The sequence below is a fragment of the Sphingomonas elodea ATCC 31461 genome (assembly GCF_000226955.1).
In the GTDB taxonomy this organism is placed as follows: domain Bacteria; phylum Pseudomonadota; class Alphaproteobacteria; order Sphingomonadales; family Sphingomonadaceae; genus Sphingomonas; species Sphingomonas elodea.
Window position 1 is genome coordinate 1 of sequence record NZ_AGFU01000049.1, and the last position, 16,614, is coordinate 16,614.

The 16,614-nt window shown below is 66.8% G+C and carries 17 protein-coding genes; 4 read left to right on the forward strand and 13 right to left on the reverse strand.

Translation table 11 applies throughout. From position 1 onward, the window contains the following. Positions 1–206: 206 nt before the first annotated feature. The 3 genes from KK7_RS0113605 to KK7_RS20705 are packed head-to-tail and all read left to right on the forward strand — an operon-like array spanning position 207 to position 4,005. On the forward strand, positions 207–1,781 hold the full coding sequence (locus KK7_RS0113605; RefSeq protein ID WP_010545194.1) for a radical SAM protein: 1,575 nt from the start codon (positions 207–209) through the stop codon (positions 1,779–1,781). Then, complete coding sequence (locus KK7_RS20700; protein ID WP_010545195.1) at positions 1,781–3,052, forward strand: nitric oxide synthase oxygenase; 1,272 nt, start codon at positions 1,781–1,783, stop codon at positions 3,050–3,052. Before KK7_RS0113605 ends, KK7_RS20700 begins: the two co-directional genes overlap by 1 nt. A 5-nt stretch (positions 3,053–3,057) precedes the next feature. Continuing rightward, positions 3,058–4,005: a glycosyltransferase family 2 protein gene (locus tag KK7_RS20705; protein WP_010545196.1), complete on the forward strand. Its 948-nt coding sequence runs from the start codon at positions 3,058–3,060 to the stop codon at positions 4,003–4,005. On the opposite strand, the gene KK7_RS0113620 is transcribed toward KK7_RS20705, so the two are convergent. Beyond that, on the reverse strand, positions 3,997–5,112 hold the full coding sequence (locus tag KK7_RS0113620; protein ID WP_010545197.1) for a glycosyltransferase: 1,116 nt from the start codon (positions 5,110–5,112) through the stop codon (positions 3,997–3,999). The genes KK7_RS20705 and KK7_RS0113620 overlap by 9 nt on opposite strands. 430 nt (positions 5,113–5,542) lie before the next feature. Between KK7_RS0113620 and KK7_RS0113625 the strand changes: the two genes are divergently transcribed. Further along, the gene (locus tag KK7_RS0113625; protein ID WP_010545198.1) at positions 5,543–5,839 is read left to right on the forward strand and encodes a hypothetical protein; all 297 of its coding nucleotides are present in this window, start codon (positions 5,543–5,545) and stop codon (positions 5,837–5,839) included. Here KK7_RS0113625 and KK7_RS0113630 read toward each other — a convergent pair. The 12 genes from KK7_RS0113630 to KK7_RS0113685 form a co-directional block, all read right to left on the reverse strand. Next, complete coding sequence (locus tag KK7_RS0113630; protein WP_029623279.1) at positions 5,811–6,203, reverse strand: hypothetical protein; 393 nt, start codon at positions 6,201–6,203, stop codon at positions 5,811–5,813. The two genes, KK7_RS0113625 and KK7_RS0113630, sit on opposite strands and share 29 nt — an antisense overlap. Further along, the gene (locus KK7_RS0113635; RefSeq protein ID WP_010545200.1) at positions 6,194–6,415 is read right to left on the reverse strand and encodes a hypothetical protein; all 222 of its coding nucleotides are present in this window, start codon (positions 6,413–6,415) and stop codon (positions 6,194–6,196) included. Before KK7_RS0113635 ends, KK7_RS0113630 begins: the two co-directional genes overlap by 10 nt. A gap of 305 nt (positions 6,416–6,720) precedes the next feature. After that, positions 6,721–10,035: a hypothetical protein gene (locus KK7_RS0113640; protein ID WP_010545201.1), complete on the reverse strand. Its 3,315-nt coding sequence runs from the start codon at positions 10,033–10,035 to the stop codon at positions 6,721–6,723. Between the two features lie 211 nt (positions 10,036–10,246). Further along, positions 10,247–10,630: a hypothetical protein gene (locus KK7_RS0113645; RefSeq protein WP_010545202.1), complete on the reverse strand. Its 384-nt coding sequence runs from the start codon at positions 10,628–10,630 to the stop codon at positions 10,247–10,249. Beyond that, positions 10,627–10,896, reverse strand: coding sequence for a hypothetical protein (locus tag KK7_RS20710; protein ID WP_010545203.1), 270 nt, complete (start codon positions 10,894–10,896; stop codon positions 10,627–10,629). Before KK7_RS20710 ends, KK7_RS0113645 begins: the two co-directional genes overlap by 4 nt. Beyond that, positions 10,893–11,435, reverse strand: coding sequence for a glycoside hydrolase family 108 protein (locus KK7_RS0113655; RefSeq protein WP_010545204.1), 543 nt, complete (start codon positions 11,433–11,435; stop codon positions 10,893–10,895). Before KK7_RS0113655 ends, KK7_RS20710 begins: the two co-directional genes overlap by 4 nt. Continuing rightward, positions 11,432–11,833, reverse strand: coding sequence for a hypothetical protein (locus KK7_RS0113660; protein ID WP_138983964.1), 402 nt, complete (start codon positions 11,831–11,833; stop codon positions 11,432–11,434). Before KK7_RS0113660 ends, KK7_RS0113655 begins: the two co-directional genes overlap by 4 nt. Next, positions 11,821–12,261 (reverse strand): hypothetical protein, encoded by a 441-nt coding sequence (locus tag KK7_RS0113665; RefSeq protein ID WP_010545206.1) that lies wholly within the window; start codon positions 12,259–12,261, stop codon positions 11,821–11,823. The genes KK7_RS0113660 and KK7_RS0113665 overlap by 13 nt, the downstream gene beginning before the upstream one ends. 100 nt (positions 12,262–12,361) lie before the next feature. Next, positions 12,362–12,901 (reverse strand): hypothetical protein, encoded by a 540-nt coding sequence (locus KK7_RS20715; protein WP_138983965.1) that lies wholly within the window; start codon positions 12,899–12,901, stop codon positions 12,362–12,364. Beyond that, positions 12,898–15,459: a hypothetical protein gene (locus KK7_RS0113675; RefSeq protein ID WP_010545208.1), complete on the reverse strand. Its 2,562-nt coding sequence runs from the start codon at positions 15,457–15,459 to the stop codon at positions 12,898–12,900. Before KK7_RS0113675 ends, KK7_RS20715 begins: the two co-directional genes overlap by 4 nt. Further along, complete coding sequence (locus tag KK7_RS0113680) at positions 15,459–16,250, reverse strand: hypothetical protein (protein ID WP_010545209.1); 792 nt, start codon at positions 16,248–16,250, stop codon at positions 15,459–15,461. The genes KK7_RS0113675 and KK7_RS0113680 overlap by 1 nt, the downstream gene beginning before the upstream one ends. Continuing rightward, the gene (locus KK7_RS0113685) at positions 16,250–16,612 is read right to left on the reverse strand and encodes a hypothetical protein (RefSeq protein ID WP_010545210.1); all 363 of its coding nucleotides are present in this window, start codon (positions 16,610–16,612) and stop codon (positions 16,250–16,252) included. Before KK7_RS0113685 ends, KK7_RS0113680 begins: the two co-directional genes overlap by 1 nt. Positions 16,613–16,614: the final 2 nt, after the last annotated feature.

The following is a 16,614-nucleotide window of genomic DNA, read 5'->3' on the forward strand; positions in this document are numbered from 1 at the left end:
TTAATCAGCGGGTCCTTGGTTCGAGCCCAAGTGTGTCCACCACCCCTCCCCGCAGCGTTGCTCCATTAAACGATCCCGGGCGCCCCATGCCTTGCGTGGTGGCAGGTCCGCATACCAACCCGATACGCTGGTCTACTCGTTAACATATAACAACAATTGCGGCTTCCACGTTGAAGTAATATGCAGCCCGACGGGGGGAGAGTCGGATGTATATTAGGCGCGATGGGGCCGATGCGCGGCCCGATGGTCCAGTGGACGGGCGCGGGCGGGCGGCAACCGTCATCGAAGCGGATGCCAGCGCCTCCAGTATCGCAAGACAGCGTTATGCGGCGCTGCTCGTCGACCTCAACAACTTCGCTACGTTTCCCACCTTGGCGGTGGGCCTGCTGACGGCGGCGCTTCGCAACGCCGGGCATGATGTACGTCTGCTCGTGCCGCTGGCCTATGACGTACCCGCCACCGAGCGGGAACGTCGCGAGTGGCGGCTCGACCATTACAAGCGCCGCCTGCACCTTTCCACCAACCCGGCGGTGCGCGGGGTGCGCGACGGTGCCCGGCGCCTGCGCTATTGGTGGCAGCAGCGCCCGCACCCCAGGGTCCTGCGTGAAGTCGCCAAGGCACTGGCCGCCAAGCCAGACGTGCTGATGCTCTCCGCCTATCTGCAGCACCATGCGACGGTAGCGGAGATCGGCAAGCTTGCGAAGGCGGCCGGGGTGCCGCTGCTCCTCGGCGGCCCGGCTTTCAACCTCAAGGAAGTCGCCGAAGCCTGGCGGAGCATTCCGGGCCTCACCGCCATCTTCGGCGGCGAGGCGGACGTGGTGGTGCCCCGCCTGGTCGAGGCGATCGCCCGCGGGGAAGACCTGTTGCAGTTCGACGGTGTCGTACTGCCCGACGGGCGCAGCAGCCGACCCGCCTTGCCCTTCCGGCCTCTCGACGCCTCACCGGTTCCGGACTTCACCGACTTCCCCTGGGACCGCTACCGGGTCCGGATCGTGCCGGTCATGACCGGGCGCGGCTGCCAATGGGCCAAGTGCAGCTTCTGCAGCGACGTGGTCTCCGCCAACGGCCGCACCTACCGCACCCGCAGCCTGGAATCGGTGCTGCACGAGATGCGCGAGCAGGCACGCCGGCACGCCACATCCAACTTCCTGTTTCTCGATCTCAAGCTGAACAGCAACCCGGCGATGTTCCGCGGCATCGCCGAACATGCGCAGGCGGTGGTGCCCGGCGCCCAGTGGATCGGCACGGTGCATGTCGACGAGCGCCCGGACAACGGCCTCTCCCGCGCCGACCTGCGTGCCGCTGCGGCAAGCGGCATGCGGCGCGTCAGCTTCGGGCTGGAGAGCGGCAGCCAGCGCATGCTCGATCTGATGCGCAAGGGATCGACGGTCGAAGGCAATTCGGCGTTCATCCGCCATGCGTTTGAAGCGGGCATTTCGGTGCGCTGTACGATGTTCAAGGGCTATCCGGGGGAGACGGCCGAAGACCTCGAGAAGACGGCGACGTTTCTCGAAGCGCATATGCCCTATCTTGACCGCGTCCGGTTCAACGAGTTCTCGATCCTTGAGGACACGCCGATCTGGTGGCAGCTCCGCCGAGGCGAACTGCCGGAGCTGGAGTTGGTGACGCAGAACCCGCGCCTGGGCCGAAGCTTCACCAACAATCGGGAGACCGAGACGGCGGCGTATCGTCGCGCCAAGTCCCGCGTGCTGCAGGTGGTCTACGCGATCAATCGCCGCAGGCTGCGGCCGGGCGCCCAGATGTTCGACGGGACGATGTGATGGCAGTCGACAGCTTCGTCAAAGCCGATCCCGTCCTGCGGCGCATGCGCCGCATCTCGCCCGGAGAGCAGCGGGAAGAGGCGGTCTCCTTTCTCGAGACGTTCGCGCGGGAGACCGCACAGCCGGCGGCCGAGGCAAAGGCCCGGCAGCGCGCGGTCGTGCGGGAGCTGCGCCGTACCGGTACCTATGTGCACACCGCGGAAGAACTGGCGTTCGGCGCACGTCTCGCCTGGCGTAATCACGCCCGCTGCATCGGCAGGCTGTGGTGGAAGTCGCTGGAGGTATATGACTGCCGCGCCCTCGCCTCCCCCGCGCAGATCGCCGGGCAGGTGTTCAACCATATGGAGGGCGCGTTCGCAGGCGGGCGGATCCGGTCCCGGATCAGCATCTTCGCCCCCGCCCGGCCTGGCCAGTCGCCTGCTACGATCGAGAGCCCGCAGGTGCTGCAATATGCCGGCTATCTGCGAGAAGACGGCACCATTCTGGGCGACCGGCAGAATATCGAGCTGACGCGGACCGCAATCGCGCTCGGATGGGCGCCGCCAATGGAGCGCTCTGCCTTCGATCTCCTGCCGCTGATCGTGCGCGACGCCGAGGGACACCGGCATCTGTTCGAGATCCCGGACGCGCTGCGCCAGGAAGTGGCGATCGAGCATCCGGACTTCCCGGGCCTCGGCACGCTGGGGTTGCGCTGGTATGCGGTCCCCTGCGTCGCGAACATGCACCTGACCATCGGCGGCATCGAATATCCGTGCGCGCCCTTCAACGGCCATTACATGGCGACCGAGATCGCGTCGCGCGACTTCGCCGATCGCAAGCGCTACGATCTGCTGCCGCAAATCGCCGAGGCATTTGGGTTCGACACGTCGGAGAATGCCGATCCGCTGTGGCGCGACCGGGCACTGACCGAGCTCAACGCCGCCGTACTCCACAGCTTTCGCGCGCAGGGCGTCGACATCGTCGATCACCATACTGCGAGCGAACAGTTCATGGAATTCGTGAAACGCGAGCAGCGCGAGGGCCGCACGCTCTCGGCCGACTGGTCGTGGATTGTGCCGCCCCAGGCGAGTTCCGCATGCCCGGTCTTCCACCTCGGCATGACCAACCTGAACGCGGTGCCGAACTTCTTCATCAGCCGCGCGATCGACGGCAATGATCTGCGCGTGATACGCGTCGACGAACGCCGCAACCGATGGCTGCGGCGCTATGACCGAGCCAAGCAGCGGTGGCGGGACTGGCGGCGACGTCGCGATCACCTGCTCCAGCACTGACCGGCATGCTTTCGATCCTCCTGGTCTGCTGGAACAACGCGACCGCGACGAAGCGGTGCCTGCACTCCCTGGCCGGCGCGGCGCCCGATGGGGCGCATGAGGTCGTGCTGGTCGACAACGGCTCGACGGACGGCACTACAGCCATGGTGCGGAGGGACTTCCCGTGGGTCCGCGTCGTGCAGAGCGGCAGCAATCTCGGCTTCGCGGCCGGCGCGAACCTCGCGGCGGCGCAGGCGGTGGGCGACATGCTGCTGTTCCTCAACAACGACGCGCAGGTGCTGCCGGGTGCGATCGATGCGCTGCTGGACTTTGCCCGCACCCGACCCGAGGCCGGGCTGTGGGGCGGGCGCACGCTGCGCGACGACGGCACGATAAACCCCACCGAGAGCATCGCGCTTCCCACGCTGTGGGGAAGCATCTGCGTGGGCTTCGGTCTGTCGGGCGCATTGCCCGGGAGCAGATGGTTCAACCCCGAAGGCTATGGCGGCTGGCAGCGCGACACCGTGCGCGCCGTGGGCGCGCTTGCCGGCTGCTTCCTGCTGATGCCGCGCGATAGGTTCCTGAGCCTTGGCGGATTTGACGAGCGCTTTTTCCTCTACGGCGAGGATGTCGATCTTTGCATCCGTGCGCGGGCGGCAGGCGCACGCCCCTGCTTCACGCCGCGTGCGACCATCCGCCACACCGGCAGCGCCAGCAGCCGGCCGGAGGACATGTGGACATATCTGCTCAGCGCGAAGATTGAACTGGTCCGGCGCTATCTCGGTCCGGTGCGCGGCCCGCTGGCGGCTGCGGCCTTCGTACTCGGCGCGGGAGCACGGGCAGCCCTGTTCAGCGCGGGCAGCGCCTTCAGGCCGCACCTCGGGGGCAAGGCGCATCTTTGGAGAACGGTGTGGCGGCGGCGCGCGTTGTGGCGCGCCGGAGCCATCACCCGCCCACTTGCCCGGTCAGCCTAGACGGGCCAGTGCGTCCGCCATGGCCGCGCCGAGTTGCGCCTGCCGCGCCTCGAGCCAGCGCCGACGCGCCTCGCGGTCGACGCTTTCCGCATCAATCAGCGCAGTGGCGAATGTCTCGGCCGACTCAGCGCCGGCGATGTCGGGCGGAACCTCGCCCGCGAGCGCGAGCGCCGCTGCACTGGCGACCACGGGGCGCCCCGAGGCGATCGCATCGATCAGCTTGAGGTTCAGCCCCTGCGCGGCGAAAGACGGCACGGCAATCCGTCGGGCAGCGCGGAGAAAGGCGCCCGCGTCCGGCACCGGCCCCAGAAAAACGGCGCCGGGATGGCGATCAACCAGATCAGCATCGGCCGCACCCGCGACATGGACCACCCAAGGGGCGGGTAGTTTCGGCCTTACCTCGCGCAGAAACCAGTCCAGCGCATGCCGATTCGGCGCCCAGCGCCAGTTGCCGAGCAAGGCCAGATCAGGTCCGAACGACGGCGCATCCGGATCCGCAAGCGCCGCCGCGCCCAGCGCCGGCAGGCTGCGCACCCGGCCGTCCGCGCAGGCCCGAAGCAGCGCGACGTCTCGCTCGCTGATGCACCAACTTTCGACTGCGCCGTGGAGCAGGCGGCGTTCCACCGCCGCAAGACACCGTGCCTCCCGGCGATACACCGCGCGCATCGGCTGTCGGACGGCTGCGGCGAGCGTCGTATAGAGATGATGCTCGGCGTGGTGGGCCAGGTAGAAAAAGGGAATCGATCGCGTCTCGAGCAGCGGCTGCACCCAGCCCATCTGGGCATGGTCGATCACCGCCGCATCCCAGCATTCGTCCAGCAGCCCCTCAAGCGCTCGCCGATAGGCCGCGCTCTTCCACTTCTGGACGGTGAAGGCGGAGCGCCCCACCGCCTGGAACGCGGCCAGCGCCGCGAACAGCGGTGCCCCGCGCGTCTCGACCAGGCGGTGGCCAGCGCTGATCTCGTAGGGCGCACGGCAATCGCCATAGCCGAGCACGGTTATCCGCGCACCCGCACCAGCCAGGGCGTTGACGATCGTCTGTGACCAAAGCTCGCCGCCATTGCACATGCCGGCAGGCAGCGTCGTCGTCAGAAACAACAGCCGCACCCGATCCCCCCGAACTTCCCCGAGGCAGCGCGATATGCGGAAGCGCTTGTCCCGACAACGGGAATACCGGCCGATCGAGCACTATGGCCCGTCAGAAAGCGGCTTTGGCGATGTGGTGGATCAACAGCCCGAAGCCCCAATGGCGGAGAGGGAGCCCGTCGAACTACGTCGCGCCAGCCGCAGAATTCCGCCACTTCTGTCCACCGCATCATTTTTGATACCCCGACTTGTACCCCGACCCTGAAACGGCGCTTTCGGCACCTCGAACTGAGCAGTCGCGCCGACTCCTCTTGGCTCTGGCTGGGCGACAGGAGTGATTCGAACTGCCGTCCCACGCGGTGGCCGAGCCCTTGCCGGGATCTTCCCGAGTGGAACGCATCGGGAACATGCCCTATGTTAGGTTCCACAGAGAACAGATCGGGCGCACATCATGGGACCATCACCGGACGTCATCCGGCAGCGCGTTGCGGAGCAGTGCGCGAAGAGCGGCATATCGCTCGCGCAGCTCTCGCGGATCCTGGGCAAGCAAGACGGCTATATCGCCCGCTTCGTCCGCGACCAGGTGCCATACGAGCTGGCCTCGGCCGACCGCGACAAGGTGGCTCGCTACTTCGGCCTGCCCGGGCCGCACTTCGGCGCGCCGGCGCGGATGGACGACCGCCGAGCGCACGCGATCCGCATGCGCCAGCCGCGCGGCTTCAGGACGGTGCTTCGCCGGGCGACGTGACCCGCACGAGCCGATACTGACAGTCCCCCGCCCCGCCGCGCGGGATCGCCCAGGCGCTGCCGGTGACCTGGGCCACCGCCTTCCGAAGCCGCCACACGACGACGCCGACGACCGACTTTCCGTCGGTGTCCCACGCCTTCGCGGCCAGCAACGCCGCCCCACCCATCGACAGGGCGCCATGGTTGCGGATCAACGCTGCCAGGATCACCGCGGCGCGGCCGCCGATCGCCACGCGGACGCCGCGCCAGTAGATCAAAGGGGGCTTGTCGAGTACACCCTCGGTCGCCCACTCCTCCCAGGTGAGCCGCTCCGGCGTTTCCCGCCCGCAGGCGGGGCAGAAGGCACAGCCGCTGGTCATGGCCACTCGGGCTCGCCGTCGCGTCGGGTTGCTCGGAGAAGGTGAACGACGCGCGCGGTGAACTCGGCATCCTCAATCCCCGTCGGCAGGGCGACATACTGCCCGCGGCCGACCAAGAGCGCGTCACCGTTCGCGGTGGCGACAATCGCGAAGCCGGGCAATTCCTCGACCGGCAGGATTGTCGCCAAAACGAATGCGCCGGAAGCAGCTTGGGACATAGGGTACTCCTTACAGATACTGGCCCCGCCTATGGCCGGAGCGTCACGCTAGTCGCGCCTGGCGGCTTCAATCCGCGCCCACCCCGTTGACTTCGTTTCTTGACTGAAACAAAGTGGTTGCGGGAGGGAGGCCAATGACGTTCTACTTGGGCATTGCCTCCGCCAGCTGCCTTTTTGTATTAATCGCTTGGCTTATGTGGGTGCGGAAAAACTATAATCCCACACCCGGCAAATGCGTTATCTGTCACGAGAATCCAGCTGACGCAGGCCACAAGGACTGCACCAGCTGCTACCTCGAATAGGTTTTAGGACGCCCGCTCATATGCACCGACAGCGCCAGACCCGTCTGTGAGCCGTGTGACGCCAAGCAAGTCGAACTTTTTCGCCTGCCGCGCCGCTTTGTTGACAATCACCGAACCAGCCACCGGCCGGAAGTCGCCGGCCGTGTCCGCCGGACTGCTGCCAGCCGCCACACTGGTCGTGTCCTGCACGAACTGTGCCGGATAAAGGGACGTTGTGCCGTTCAGTGCGTTGTAAAGGCTGCTCGGATCCTTGCGCGTGCCGAGGTAGGTATTCGGGCCAGGCACAGTTCCGGACTCCGATCCGAGCAGGTTGACGTTGAGCGCCGATGCCACATCGTACACCACCCAATAATTCTGGCAGCGCAAGCCGTTGCGCAAAGTCGCGCCGTGCGTCACCGAGTCAAAAACAGTGTTGGTCGTGGTTTCGACGTTGAAGCCGCGATACCATTGCGTATGGTATTGATAATTGGTGTCATTGTAGCCGTAGTTAAGCCGCTGGCCTACGAAGGTATTGTAGGTCTGGACCACGTTGTAGGATTGCAGATTGTTGCCATCCGCTGCAATTTCACCGCATTTGTCGATGCCAGAGTAATTGGTCGACTTTACGAGGTTACCCCTCTGGGAGTACCCGAGGGCAGGCGTGTCATTGCCTGCGACCGATGCATACAGTTTTACGAGCATGCCGGACGAGGTCGCAGCCCTCCCGATCACACGGTTATCCGCATGGGTCGAGAACTGGGTCGGGATCGATCCAAGGCGATAATCTCGGATCGGGTTGGTCCCGTAGATCGTGTTGCCAACCAAATTCGGGGTGCTGATCGCGATGGCCGATGCTCCGGCAGAGCCCCAAAGGTAACAACCGGCGACCAGGACATTGCGGTACTGCACATTAGCGTCCTCCCGGAAGAGGACAGCGTTGTTGATCCGGCAGTTGATCGTCCAAATCAGGCCGCTGCGATACGCATAGGGTTGGGCAGTGTCGAATTGCGTGGTGGTAAGACCACTCACAACCAACTCGCCTGTTACCTGCCTCTTGCCAGCGGTCGTGTTGTCTGCCCCGCGGTCGAGGAAGACATTGGCGGTGCCGGTGCCCGAGGCAGTGCTGGCGATCCCCTCGCCGAACCACATACGAGGATGGTTGGCCTTCACCGCCCCGGCTGCGAAGACCACGCTGCCGGCCGATGCTGCCGGATCCGCGCGAACGTAGAGCCACACGCTGCCCCTGGGTCGAGTCCCGAGCGAGCTGCCGAAGCCGGAGTGCGTGCCGGCCTTGAGATAGATCATGCCGCCGCCCGCATCATTGTGCGTAGTCTTCCCGGCGCCTGAGGTGTTATTGAAAGTTTCCAGCGCGAGCGCCGCCGCGGAAATGGTCGGGTAGCAGTTGGAGAGCGTGCCCTTTGCCGCGTCAGCAGCGGCAAAGGTTGAGAAAATGCCAGCGGTGCCGGTCGCGGTCCCCGAGGGATCCACAAAGCAATATCCGACCTTATAGGCGTCGGCAGGGTCATTGTAGAAGTGCCAACGTGCGGGGATGTTAGGGCTGTTCTGAATGATGCTATCGTTGCCGATATAGTTCCAGACACAGGTGCCGTCGACGATGGCGGAATCCACAGTCGTGCCGGTCGGCCCGCCAGACGCGGCGGAGGTGCCCGGCGTGATCAACTGGTAGAAATTGGCACCGTTGCGACTGATCGTCCCTACCAAGCTATAGTTTTGGTTCCCGCGCCAGTCGGCCCCCTCGCAATCGGTCCGCGTGACCAACGGCGTCCCCAGCCACGGGTAAAACTCAAGCTCGACAAAGGCATCGCCCGCAGGAACAGCCGAAGTATCGATCACGACCGGGAACACTTCGACCGCTGCCGCGCCGGGGCTGGAGGTGGTTACCAGCGTGGAGAGGCTCGTATCGACAATATCGACCGCTGCCGAACCCGTGGTTCGGGCCATATTCCAGGCCCGCCCACGGATGCCCGCAATCGGCCTACCGCCGCCGTAGTGTATCCCCCAGCCATGATCGGCCAGCACTTCGACGCGCACCGAGCCGCTTGTCGTGCGCTGATGCGGAGGTGTCAGGATCAGCGGAATCACGGACGGGTAGGGCAGCGTCGAACTGTTCGTGATCGCGGCTCCCGAGATCGTTGCGGCGAGCGAACTGGTGGCGCCCACCGTATACGCCCCGGCGTCGATCGTGATGCTTGTGATGGTGGAGCCAGCATAGATCGGCATGTCGAGCATTGCATAGACCCAGACGTCCGCGCCATCCGCCTGCTCGACGAAGCCCGTGTAGCTGTTGTTCGCGACCAGCGTCCACAGCACGCCGCCATCCGAAACGGTCTGCCCGTCCGTGGTATGGGACGGCGCCGTCGCCCCCTTGGTGCCTCCAGCCTCGGTATAATAGGCACGGCGGACGCCACCAGCGGTGGACCAGCAATAGCTGCGCGCGGGGACGCTTGACGCGATATCGGTCCATGCTGCGGGCCACGGATTTTTGAGAGGCAGCGTCCCTTTCACCGTCCGCGTGCGGGTGACCGGCACGATTGCGCCCCCCGAGACATCGTAGCCGGGATCGGTGACGGTGAGGGTGATCTTCGATGCGTCGAACACCGGATCGTTGATCGGATGGCGCCGCCCCATATCCGCGAACTTGAGCGCGATGGCGGCACCCGTGACGGTCGGAGAGAAGCCGCTATCAGTAGTGACAGTGCCGTTGGCAGCGGTGAGCGAAAGCAGCGCACCTGCGGTCGCCGCTGCGGCGGCAATCGTCACCGGCGTGCTGGTGTTCGATGCCGTGCCGCCCGCGCCGCTGACAGTGTTGCGATAGATCAGCGTACCAGTCTGGCCGCTGGTAGGAGCGAACACGCCGCCGGTCGCCACCACGATGCCGTTCAGCAGCCACTCACGAGCCGTGATCGAGCCGTTCGTCGGCGTTCCGTCCGTGCCGGTGAAGATCGTGCTGCCAGCCGTACCGCTCGTCGGGCTGATTGAAGGCTGGGAGATGGTCGGAGCAGGCGTCGGTGTCGGGGTGGGCGACGGCGTGACCGGCACACCAACGCTCGCGCCTATGCCGAGAGATAGCGCGATGGCAGCGACGCTGACCGGCACCACAATGCGCCGCATCCGCTTTGCGAAGCCGTCCTCCACCACGATCTCGGTCGGCGTGGCCGGATCAAGGGCACCGCCTGCGTTGAGCGTCGCGAAGTCGGCCTGGTTGACCGGCGCGGCCACACCCGCGCGAACGGCGGCTGAGGCGAGCGTATCGTTGACCGAGAGACGACGCGGGTGGCGATCCGGGAACCGCTGGTCCCAGAGGAGAATGTCAGCCATGTGGTAGGTGCCCCTTTGATGACGGGTGGTGTTGGCGCGCCGGGCGCGCGGGTCAGGTGGTCAGCAGATCAGCTGCTTCAGGCCCATGTCGCGATACCAGCGGCACAGGCGGACGATCTTGGCATGCTCGCCGCGGCCCCATGCTTCGTGCGCGATGTCGAACGCGTCGAGCGCAGCGGCCGAGGTCAGCGCTTCCGCTGGGATGACCGGCTCAGCGGCCGGTTTCAGGTCGGCAAGCGGCGGGTGGATTAGCGCCGGGGTGTTGGCGCAGGAACACAGCGCAAGCACGAGCGCGCTGGCGATCAGTGAGCGGGGCATCCGGTAGCTTGTCGACGGCATGCTTCACCTCCTGGGTTTCGTTCGCAATGGTCTGGGTGGTGCTGAGGCGATCATCTGCTGCGGCGGCGTCTGCCGGGCGCGCGGCCGCCTGCTGCTGGGCGGCATGTTGCTCAATCACCCGGTCATCGTGCCGGTTCAGCCACAGCACGAGCCCGCCGACGATCACGACCAGCGCGAGGATGATGCCGCCGCCGATCGCGACGCGCCGGGCGTCGCGCGGCCCGAAGGTGGCAACGAGCCAGGTCCAGCCGATCATTGCTCGCCAGCCTTGCGAAGGGCGAGGTCAGCAGCCTTCCGCCCGGTGGTGCTGGCGCCGTATTCGGACTGGACGACCGAGCCGCCCCAGCCGAGCACGATGCCGAGGGCCAGCAGCAGCGCGTTCTCGTTGCGCTGCGGGATCTCGACGAAGAACAGCAGGATCAGGCCGAGCAGGCCAGCGGAGAGGGCGGCAATGCCGACAGCCGCACGGAAGCGGTTGCCCTCTGCCGGCGGCGGGCCGAGCATCTTGGTTTCGTCGGTCATGCTGCGATCCGATCGAGCCAGCCGAACAGGAACTTCTCGTTGGCCTGCCGCATTTCGCAAAGCTCGAGATATCGCGCGCCCTGGAGCGCATTGAGCAACCGGAGGAGACGCGTCTCACCCGTGCTGCCGCGCTTGGCGAGATAGGTCTGAAGCGCCGCCCGCGTGCCCGGACCAGCCATCCCGTCGACGGCGATGTCGGCATAGTCGCGGCCCTGATTGTTCAGCCCGTTCAGCGCGCGCTGCAGGAAACTGGCGGCGACGCTCTGCCCCATGTTGACGCCGGTATCGATCACCTCGGCAGCGATGGGCATCGAGATGCCTGCGAGCTTGTCGAAGCCCGGCGCAGTCACATACTTGCGCCGATAGATCTCCTTCGCGAGGTCGCGCGGCAGAGCGCGCATCGGCCCGGTGTAGCCGTTCTGGCGGGCGACGGCGATCGTGATGCCGAAGTTCGTCTCCCCGCCGCGATCCGCGGCATCGTTCACATAGCCGCCCTCTGCGCGCAGCACGTCCTCGATGATGTCGTCGATGGTTTTCATTGCTTCGGCTCCGTTTCGATCTTCACCGCCCCATGGGCGACCTCGGTCACGCGGACGGATTGCTCGGACAGTGCGGCTTGGACCGACTGCCGCTGTGCGCCGCCCGCCTGGAGCAGCATGCTTTCGAGCACGAGGATGCGATCCGACTGCCGGTCGAGCTCGCGCCGGTAGATTTCGCGGTCGCGGTTGCGCTCCTCCTCGTGGCGGCGCTGATCCTCCACCCGCGCGGCGTTGATGCTCGCCAGCTCGGCCTTCAGCTCGTCGATTCGCTTGTCGCCGAACTTGGTCCAGACCCAGCGTCCGGCAGCCATCATGATTCCGGTGGCGGAGACGAACCCGCCCGCATAGGCCGCTGCCAGCTCGCCGCCGTGCGGCCCCATCAGTTCTACGCCTGGCATGCCTCATACCCCCCGCTGCGAGCCCGCGAACGGGTGGTGAGCCGGCGGACAAGCCGCGCGGGCCAGTTGCCGACGAACATGAAGGCTGCGGCCTGCGCCATCGCGAGCCAGTAGATTGTCCAATAGGTCGCCACCGGGTACGCGCCACATGCTTGGGCAAGGGCGCAGACGCACATGGGCGACCAGAGCGCCGAAGCCACTGTTTCTGCGGTGCCGAGCCGCATACGCAGCGATGCGGCGAGCATCGCGGCATAGAGCCCGGCGAGCATGATGCCTTCTCCGGCGATCGATATGCCTGCGCGCCAGACGAGGACATTGACCGCGACGATCAGAATTGCGGCTGCCGGGACGAACGCCCGCGCGATACTGATGGCAGGCACCCCGAACACCGCCAGGGCAAGCCAGTAGAGATATTCGGGGTGCTGCATGATCAGTCCTCCGCGGGCTTGGGAGGTGTCGGGGTCGGGGTTGGGGTCGGAACAGGGTGTGCTTGATCGTCCGGCATTGTGCTTCTCCTTCAGGGTGAACTCAGGCGTCGGCGGCCTCCGGCCAGCCGGCAGCAATGTCGATTGCGTCGAGCGCCTCTCGCGTGGCAGCCGCCTCGATTGCGACGAGCAGCGCGCGCCGCCGCGCCTCGATCGCGGACCCGGCTGCGACCCATGCGTCCGCCAGCTGCACCACCAGCGCCGCAAGCGCGTCGATCGTCGTGTCGGTGGCCGCCGCCTCCGCCGCGAGGAAGGGCGCGGTCGCAGGATCATTGCCCGCCGCCCAGGCCCGCGCTTCGGCTTCCTTCCGGGTGTAGGTGATCGCCTGCCCGCTGCCGGTCGTGATGAAGCGGCTGCGGACATCCTCCGCCTTCGCGCATACCGCATCGCGCAGTCGGGAGCGGATCGGCGTCAGCTCGTCCGCGATCGTCAGCGTAGCCCAATCAACGCAGCGGCCGAGCCAGTTGAAATCGGCGGGCACGTCGATGATTGTCGCGCCCGTCAGGTCATAGCCGTCCGTGTCGCCATCGGCGCGGTGCAGCGCCTCCGGACGATCCGGCCACAGGATTACCTTGCCCATCATCCGCTCCAGGTCACGGCGAAGCTCGAGCCGAACCAGTCGGCGAAGCCCCCCGAATTCGTCTTGCGCATGGTCACCCGAAAGAGGACCGTCTGCTTGGTGCTGAGCCCGATCGAGGCGCCGGATACGGTGTTGGCCGATGCCCAATTGCCTTCGCCCGCGCCGGCCGAGGAAGGATTGCCGGTGAAGCTGGCCAGCGTCGTCCAGGCCCCGCCCCCGTTCAGCGAACAGTCCACCGTGCCCTGCACGTTCACCGTGCCCCTCGACACCAGGAACCCGCCATTGGTGTCGAAGCCGATCGTTCCGTTCGGCCCCATCAGCAGCGCGATCTGGGCTACCGTCTCGTAGCTCGTGGAAGTCGGGAAAGACACGCCGCTCGAGTCGGTGACAAAGGGAGCGCCGTCGCGGACCTTGGAATAGATTACCTGCGCCTTTTGGCTGGAACCGTCCTTCGTCGCGGTCACCTCCACATGGCCGACATCCGCTGACATGCCGGTCACCGACACGGCGCCCGTGCTGGACACGCTCACCCCCGAAAGGCCGCTGGAGGTGAAGGTATAGCTGGACGAGCCGGTAACGTCGGCGGTTCCCTTGAACGCCGTTACCTGGGCACCGGGCAGCGCCCCCTTGGGGGTGCCGTTGGCCGTGCTGGGCACGCTCACCGCCGAGGGCGTGATGGACACGCTGAGCGCGTCGCTTCCATCCTGCGCGAGGATCTGCGGCGTGCTCCACTCGCCAGGCGCGATCGTATCCGAGCCCGAGGTGCTGACAGCGGTCGCGTTGATCTGCCAGCGATAGGCGCCACCGCTTGCCGGCAGGCTCTGCACCCAGCCGTTGTTCGCGCCGGTCGCCACCGCGCTGGTGAAATCGTAGGTCACCGTCGCGCTGGGCACCGCGGGCGGGGTGGCGGTGGCGGTGCGCTGGTATAGCAGCACCGGCGCGGACTTGGCAGGCGTCGCACCGGTCGCGCCGTTGGCCGCGATCTGCACCGGCGACGCCCATTCACCTGCCGCGATGGTGTCGGAGGGGCCTGTGCTGACGGCGGTCGCGGCGGATTGCCAGATGGGATCTGACCCGCTTGGGATGCTGGTCGACCACCCGTTGTTCAGCCCGGCGAGCGACGCGGTCGCGAAGGTGTATGTGGTCGTGCCGCTAGGCAGTGCCGGCGCCGACGTCGCCCGCTGGAAGATGTTGATAGTGGCCGTGTTGGTGCCGTCGGAGCCTCTGTCGCCCTGCACACCCTGAAGGCCCTGCTGAGCGAGGACGGTCCACCAGGTGTTGCTCGTCGTCGGCGGCGTGGGCGGCGCATTGCCGCTGCCCGGCGCCACCCCCGTCCTGTAGCGCCAGCTCGCCCCGGCGAACTGCACGATGTTGCCCGGGCGGTAGTAGGTGCCGTTATTGTAGACCCCCATGTCGACCAGCGGGTCAACGAAGGCGATATCGGCCAGCTGGTGCACCGTCCATGCGCGCTCGGCGGTCAGAGCGATCTTCGCAAAGGGCGCGGCGATCTCCATCTGCTCGACGCTGCGCACAGGCGGCAGCGCGGTGCCGTCGGCCGCCAGCGTCATGGTGGCGGTGCCGAGGCCGACCGGCACGACGAACAGCTGGCCGGTCCAGCTGACCCCCGCAACGGCGTTGACGCTCGCAGCGATCGACTGGATCAGCTGGCGGGCGGTGGTCTGCTGGTCGACGTAGATCGACAGGTTGTAGGGCCGTGCGGTGTCCAACGCGTTCAGCGAAGCGTCGTGAATCTTGCCCGAGCCGCCGGAGAGCAGCGCCAGCCGGCGGATCAACTGCCCGGGCTTCCGCGCCCAGCCATCCGGGCCGGCGGCATCGCCCTGGAGCAGGAATGATACCTGCCCCGTTGTGGGTGCACCGAAGCGCGCCAAGCCCTGGGCGTTGCAGGTCGCCCAAGCCCCCGCCGGGATCGAAGCAGCGACGAGGGTGGCATAGGTCGAATAGTTGGCTACCGGTGAGCCGAACCGCGCCAGCCGCTCCAGCGCTGCCTCGAAGCCCTGCACCGCGCCATAGGCCGACACCTGAAACACGTTGTTGACGCTGTCGATCAGCTTGCCGGCGACATAGCGCGGCGCGCCGAGGGCCAGCGGCTTGGGCTGCCCCTTGAGCGCCGCCGGCCCCTCGATGCCGGTCGTGCCCCCGTAGGTCGCGAGCAGCGGCTTATCGAGCCAGCTGTCATCGACCTTGATGCTGATCTGCGCGCGGCCGTCGGCAATCTGGGGCTGCGTCGTCACGCGGCCGTCGAAGACCGGGCTTCCGGCGATGTCGGTCCAGATGCGAACGCGCGCATCGGCGATGGCGTAGCGGGCGAAGGCCGGCCAAGCCTCGACCTGAAGATCGAACGCGGTGGTGGGCGCCGTGATCTCGCCGCCGAACGCCCCGTCGAAGAGATCGTAGCGCAGGACCGGCGCCTTCGCGACCATCGGCCACCACGGGCCGTTCGCCGCCATGCAGACGGCCGCCTCGTCCTGATTGCTCGCGCGCAGCGTGACCGCCGCGCCGGCTACGGGATCGAATGCGTCGATCTGGATCCAGACCGGCATCACAGGAGTCCCAGCAGGTTGACGCGCACCTCGTGGCCACGGGCCGTCGCCCAAGTGCGGCCAAGGTCGCCCACCAGCGGCCCGAAATAGCAGCGATTCTGCAGCTCAGCGTCTGCGGCGGGGTCGGTGCAGAGCCCGATGCATTCGGTGTTTCCGACCTGCTCCATCACTTTTTGCGCCGTGCCCTCGGCCTCCTGCCTGGTCATGGCCGGGAAGTTCAGCGAAACCGTGCGGAGCTTCTTGCCGCGGTTGCGGAGCAGCACGCCGCGCCGGCTGACATCGAGCGCGCCGAGATCGCGAACACCAAACTGCGCGCCATATTCGAAGCCGATAGCCGGCTGGAACCGGCGGCCAACGACGACGCGCGCCAGCTCCACGCTTTGCCCGGCGGCGGGGGCATAATAGTTGATCTGGATGAATCTGCCGGCGATCGGTGCGGACAACTGCACGAGCGTGACGCCCTTGCCATCCGTGCGCGCGGTCGCGCCAGCATATGCGGGGCCCGTCGCAATCACGCTGAAGGACCCCGGGACCGCCGCCGTAGAATAGAGGACCGCGTAGGTGCCGCTCGCCGGCAGCGTCGTGACGCCGAACACCATGATGGTGTCGAAGGCGAAGTCAGCGCCGAGATCCACCCGGAGCGCGGCCGCGTTCGGACTCGCATCGCACGCCAGCCCGACCGTCACGCCCGCATAGTCATTGGCAACGTTGATCGCCGATCCTTTGGTGACCGTGCTGAACGCCTGTGCCCCAACGATGTCGAGCGGCTTGACCAAGAACGCATTCGCCATCAGCCGAACACCTCCAGGCTCGAGCGGTCCTGCTCCAGGTCCACCTCCAGCCGCGCCGCCAGCATGGTGGCGTCCAGCGCCTGCTCGCTGTCGATCACGCGCGCCTGAGGCACACCGGCGGCCGGATCGATCGTAAGCACCTCCTCGACTGCCACCGCGAAGCGCCGCCGCTCGACGCCGATCAGCGCGCCGCGGGCGTCGGCCATCGCCTGGGCATCGGCGAGGCTGTCGAAATAGCCGCGTGCCGGGTCCAGCGAGCCGTCGCGGGCCGAGGGGTAGCGGGCGGCGATCGTCGCGTTCGACCAGGTTGCGGTCACCACGTCGCGCGACGCGGCCGCGATATCGGCGTCAGTAGCTGGCATGG

What these genes read in the sequence shown, in the direction of transcription:
- KK7_RS0113675 (WP_010545208.1), bottom strand. Translation starts at nt 15,459, where the DNA reads ATGCCGGTCTGGATCCAGATCGACGCATTCGATCCCGTAGCCGGCGCG.
- KK7_RS0113635 (WP_010545200.1), bottom strand. Translation starts at nt 6,415, where the DNA reads ATGTCCCAAGCTGCTTCCGGCGCATTCGTTTTGGCGACAATCCTGCCG.
- KK7_RS0113660 (WP_138983964.1), bottom strand. Translation starts at nt 11,833, where the DNA reads ATGCCAGGCGTAGAACTGATGGGGCCGCACGGCGGCGAGCTGGCAGCG.
- KK7_RS0113605 (WP_010545194.1), top strand. Translation starts at nt 207, where the DNA reads ATGTATATTAGGCGCGATGGGGCCGATGCGCGGCCCGATGGTCCAGTG.
- KK7_RS0113625 (WP_010545198.1), top strand. Translation starts at nt 5,543, where the DNA reads ATGGGACCATCACCGGACGTCATCCGGCAGCGCGTTGCGGAGCAGTGC.
- KK7_RS20700 (WP_010545195.1), top strand. Translation starts at nt 1,781, where the DNA reads ATGGCAGTCGACAGCTTCGTCAAAGCCGATCCCGTCCTGCGGCGCATG.
- KK7_RS0113665 (WP_010545206.1), bottom strand. Translation starts at nt 12,261, where the DNA reads ATGCAGCACCCCGAATATCTCTACTGGCTTGCCCTGGCGGTGTTCGGG.
- KK7_RS20705 (WP_010545196.1), top strand. Translation starts at nt 3,058, where the DNA reads ATGCTTTCGATCCTCCTGGTCTGCTGGAACAACGCGACCGCGACGAAG.
- KK7_RS0113655 (WP_010545204.1), bottom strand. Translation starts at nt 11,435, where the DNA reads ATGAAAACCATCGACGACATCATCGAGGACGTGCTGCGCGCAGAGGGC.
- KK7_RS0113645 (WP_010545202.1), bottom strand. Translation starts at nt 10,630, where the DNA reads ATGATCGGCTGGACCTGGCTCGTTGCCACCTTCGGGCCGCGCGACGCC.
- KK7_RS20715 (WP_138983965.1), bottom strand. Translation starts at nt 12,901, where the DNA reads ATGATGGGCAAGGTAATCCTGTGGCCGGATCGTCCGGAGGCGCTGCAC.
- KK7_RS0113640 (WP_010545201.1), bottom strand. Translation starts at nt 10,035, where the DNA reads ATGGCTGACATTCTCCTCTGGGACCAGCGGTTCCCGGATCGCCACCCG.
- KK7_RS0113680 (WP_010545209.1), bottom strand. Translation starts at nt 16,250, where the DNA reads ATGGCGAATGCGTTCTTGGTCAAGCCGCTCGACATCGTTGGGGCACAG.
- KK7_RS0113685 (WP_010545210.1), bottom strand. Translation starts at nt 16,612, where the DNA reads ATGCCAGCTACTGACGCCGATATCGCGGCCGCGTCGCGCGACGTGGTG.
- KK7_RS20710 (WP_010545203.1), bottom strand. Translation starts at nt 10,896, where the DNA reads ATGACCGACGAAACCAAGATGCTCGGCCCGCCGCCGGCAGAGGGCAAC.